The organism is Pseudomonas sp. MD195_PC81_125 (assembly GCF_014060985.1).
GTDB lineage: Bacteria > Pseudomonadota > Gammaproteobacteria > Pseudomonadales > Pseudomonadaceae > Aquipseudomonas > Aquipseudomonas parakoreensis.
Genome location: NZ_JABULD010000233.1, coordinates 1 through 4070, shown reverse-complemented (window position 1 = coordinate 4070; position 4070 = coordinate 1). Strand labels below are relative to the sequence as shown.

Sequence of the window (4070 nt, the reverse complement as noted above, 5' to 3'; positions counted from 1 at the left end):
TTGCCTGAACGCAGTCGCCCTGTAGGAGTTGCGGCACGCTGCGATCTTTTTGATCTTCAGCTCTCAACAGCACGATCAAAAGATCGCAGCCTCGTTTCACTCGACAGCTCCTGCAGGGTTGCTGGGCCTGTGCAGCACCACAAACTCCATAGGCACAAAAAAGCCCCCGAACAAGCGAAATGTCCGGGGGCTTTTTGTTGGGCGCGAAACCCGATTACTTCTTCAGACCGTAATGCTCATCGAGCATGCCCGGTGAGTTCGGGGCTTTTGGCGCGTAATCACGCGGCGGCTCCTGATCGCGCGGTGGCGTCAGACGTTCGCGCGGTGCCTGGGTGGCATCGGCGTGCAAAGCGGCGATCAGGCGTTGACGGGTCTGCTCGTCCAGGGCCAGACGGTTGGCGCCCTCGGCGAGATGATCCTGCACTTCCTGATAGCTCTGGGTCAGCTTCTTGACCAGCATCGCGGTGCTGTTGAAGTGGGTGACCACCTCGTTTTGATAGCTGTCGAAACGCTCCTGGATATCATCCAGTTGACGCTGCGTGCGGCTCGGCGCGGCATTCGGTGCGACGCGAGCGATCAGGAATCCAATGGCGACACCCACAACCAGGGCAAGAGTCGGTAACAACCAAACTAAGAGCGAGTGTTCCACGAGTCCTTCCTCTATAAACGGCTTTGCTTTACGTTAACGGCTCGAACCTGCGCTGTATACCGCGATTCACTCGCAATAGATTGGCACAGACAATTTGCTAGACGAGTCGACCCGATTCGAGGTCACGGAGTTCCTTCCTTGCTGATGCGTGAAACCCCTGTAGTCATTGCCGGCCCAGTCGGCCAAATCGAAGCGCTGTACCTCGATAACGAGCAGCCAGTCGGCATCGCGCTGATCTGCCATCCGAACCCGGTGCAGGGCGGCACCATGCTCAACAAGGTCGTCTCGACCCTGCAGCGCACTGCGCGCGACGCCGGGCTGATTACCTTGCGCTTCAACTATCGCGGCGTCGGTGCCAGCGAAGGCTCCCACGACATGGGCAGCGGTGAAGTCGACGACGCCCAGGCCGCTGCCGCCTGGCTGCGGGAAAAGCATCCGGATCTGCCGCTGACCCTGTTCGGTTTCTCCTTCGGCGGATTTGTTGCAGCAAGTCTCGGCGGTCGTCTCGAAGCGCAAGGCGTACAGCTCAAGCAGCTGTTCATGGTCGCGCCGGCGGTGATGCGTCTGGGCGATCAGGATCAACTGCCACAGCACGCCGAGCTGACCGTGATCCAGCCGGAAACCGACGAAGTGATCGATCCGCAGCTGGTCTATGACTGGTCGGAACAACTCCAGCGCCCCCATGAGCTGCTGAAAGTGGCAGAATGCGGACACTTTTTTCATGGCAAGCTGACCGATCTCAAGGATCTGATCCTGCCGCGTCTCTCGAATTGATTGCAGTCTGACAAGCGATTACCCATGACGAACCGTACCCGTATCCTCACCGGCATCACCACCACCGGCACGCCGCACCTGGGCAACTACGCCGGCGCCATCCGCCCGGCGATCCTCGCCAGCCGCGACAGCAATGCCGATTCGTTCTATTTCCTGGCCGACTACCACGCCCTGATCAAATGCGATGACCCGCTGCGCATCCAGCGCTCGCGTCTGGAAATCGCCGCGACCTGGCTGGCCGGTGGCCTGGATGTCGACCGTGTGACCTTCTATCGCCAGTCCGACATTCCGGAAATTCCCGAGCTGACCTGGCTGCTGACCTGCGTCGCCGCCAAGGGCCTGCTCAACCGTGCGCACGCCTACAAGGCCTCGGTGGACAAGAACGTCGAGAGCGGTGAAGACCCGGATGCCGGCATCACCATGGGCCTCTACAGCTACCCGGTGCTGATGGCAGCGGACATTCTGATGTTCAACGCGCACAAGGTCCCGGTCGGTCGTGACCAGATCCAGCACGTGGAAATGGCCCGCGACATCGGCCAGCGCTTCAACCACTTGTTCGGCCAGGGCAAAGAGTTTTTCACCATGCCTGAAGCGCTGATCGAGGAGAGCGTGGCGACGTTGCCAGGCCTCGACGGGCGCAAGATGTCGAAGAGCTACGACAACACCATCCCGCTGTTCTCCAGCGCCAAAGAGATGAAGGACGCGATCTCGCGGATCGTCACCGACTCCAAAGCGCCGGGCGAAGCCAAGGATCCGGACAACTCGCACCTGTTCACCCTGTTCCAGGCGTTCGCCACACCGGTGCAGGCGGACGAATTCCGCAGCGAACTGCTCGGCGGTCTGGGTTGGGGCGAGGCGAAGAACCGTCTGTTCCAGTTGCTCGACAATGAACTGGGCGAGTCCCGCGAACGCTATCACCAACTGATCGAGCGCCCGGCGGATCTGGAAGACATCCTGCAACACGGTGCGAAAAAGGCCCGTGCGGTGGCGACGCCGTTCCTCAACGAACTGCGTGAAGCGGTTGGCTTGCGTTCGTTCGTCAATCAGGTGCAAGTCGCGGCGACCACCAAGAAGAAAGCCGTGAAAGCTGCACGTTTCGTCAGTTTCCGTGAAGACGACGGCAGCTTCCGTTTCCGTCTGCTGGCGGCCGATGGCGAGCAACTGCTGCTGTCGCGCAACTTCGCCGACGGCAAAACCGCCGGGCAGGTGACCAAGCAACTGCAAACCGGTCAGGCGCTGGACATCCGCAATCAAGACCTGAGCTTCAGCGTATGGCTGGAAGGCGAGTGCGTGGGTGACAGCCCGGCGTTCGCCGATGCTGCTGCGCGGGACGCCGCGATCGAAGCTTTGCGTGTAGCGCTGACCCCGGTTCAGGACTAAACAACGGCGCGGCCCGACCAAGGGCTGATTGCCATTCCCACGGGCCGTCGCTACAGTGACGGCCCGTTTTTGTTGCCTTGCTAACGAATTATGACGCCCCTAGAACGATACCAAGCTGATCTGAAACGCCCGGACTTCTTCCATGACGCCGCGCAGGAAACTGCTGTGCGTCATCTGCAGCGCCTGTACGACGATCTGATCGCGGCCGAGCAGAACAAGCCGGGCTTGCTGGGCAAACTGTTTGGCAAGAAGGATCAGACGCCGGTCAAAGGCCTGTACTTCTGGGGTGGCGTGGGGCGCGGCAAGACTTATCTGGTCGACACCTTCTTTGAAGCGCTGCCGTTCAAGGAAAAGACCCGCACCCACTTCCACCGCTTCATGAAGCGCGTGCACGAAGAGATGAAAACCCTCGGCGGCGAGAAAAACCCGCTGACCATCATCGCCAAGCGCTTTGCGACCGAGTCACGAGTGATCTGCTTCGATGAATTCTTCGTCTCGGACATCACCGACGCGATGATCCTCGGCACGCTGATGGAAGAGCTGTTCAAGAACGGCGTGACCCTGGTCGCGACCTCGAACATCGTTCCGGACGGCCTGTACAAGGATGGCCTGCAACGTGCGCGCTTCCTGCCGGCCATTGCGCTGATCAAGCAGAACACCGAAATCGTCAACGTCGACAGCGGCGTCGACTATCGTCTGCGCCACCTCGAACAAGCGGAGCTGTTCCACTATCCGCTGGACGAAGCGGCCCACGAAAGCCTGCGCAAGAGCTTCAAGGCATTGACGCCGGAATGCACCGCAGCGGTCGAGAATGATGTGCTGATCATCGAGAACCGCGAAATCCGTGCCCTGCGCACCTGCGACGACGTGGCCTGGTTCGACTTCCGCGAACTGTGCGACGGCCCGCGTAGCCAGAACGACTACATCGAACTGGGCAAGATCTTCCACGCCGTGCTGCTCAGCGGCGTCGAGCAGATGAGTGTCACCACCGACGACATCGCCCGGCGCTTCATCAACATGGTCGACGAGTTCTACGACCGTAACGTCAAGCTGATCATTTCTGCCGAAGTCGAGCTGAAAGACTTGTACACCGGCGGACGCCTGACGTTCGAATTCCAGCGTACGCTGAGTCGTCTGCTGGAGATGCAATCGCACGAATTCTTGTCGCGGGCGCACAAGCCTTAAACAGATTCGGTGCATAAAAAAGGGCCTGCATTTGCAGGCCCTTTTTTATGCACTGAAGATCAAAAGATCGCAGCTTCGCCAG

Annotated in this window: 4 protein-coding genes; 3 read left to right on the top strand and 1 reads right to left on the bottom strand. The window is 59.9% G+C overall.

Annotation, left to right across the window (positions count from 1 at the left end):
• Positions 1 to 214: 214 nt before the first annotated feature.
• Entirely contained in the window at positions 215 to 649 is a 435-nt protein-coding gene (locus HT737_RS10105) for a YhcB family protein (RefSeq protein ID WP_121187138.1), read from the bottom strand.
• A gap of 144 nt (positions 650 to 793) precedes the next feature.
• Between HT737_RS10105 and HT737_RS10100 the strand changes: the two genes are divergently transcribed.
• From HT737_RS10100 to zapE, 3 genes are all read left to right on the top strand, one after another.
• Positions 794 to 1423 (top strand): alpha/beta hydrolase, encoded by a 630-nt coding sequence (locus HT737_RS10100; protein WP_121187824.1) that lies wholly within the window; start codon positions 794 to 796, stop codon positions 1421 to 1423.
• Positions 1424 to 1447: 24 nt separating this feature from the next.
• The gene (locus HT737_RS10095; RefSeq protein WP_095668345.1) at positions 1448 to 2803 is read left to right on the top strand and encodes a tryptophan--tRNA ligase; all 1356 of its coding nucleotides are present in this window, start codon (positions 1448 to 1450) and stop codon (positions 2801 to 2803) included.
• Positions 2804 to 2893: 90 nt separating this feature from the next.
• A complete protein-coding gene (gene zapE, locus HT737_RS10090) occupies positions 2894 to 3988 on the top strand; it encodes a cell division protein ZapE (protein WP_041074841.1) in 1095 nt (364 codons plus the stop codon).
• Positions 3989 to 4070 lie beyond the last annotated feature (82 nt).

Bases quoted from the DNA above. Each gene is read 5' to 3' on its own strand.
- HT737_RS10100 (WP_121187824.1), top strand. From the start codon at position 794: ATGCGTGAAACCCCTGTAGTCATTGCCGGCCCAGTCGGCCAAATCGAA.
- HT737_RS10095 (WP_095668345.1), top strand. From the start codon at position 1,448: ATGACGAACCGTACCCGTATCCTCACCGGCATCACCACCACCGGCACG.
- zapE (WP_041074841.1), top strand. From the start codon at position 2,894: ATGACGCCCCTAGAACGATACCAAGCTGATCTGAAACGCCCGGACTTC.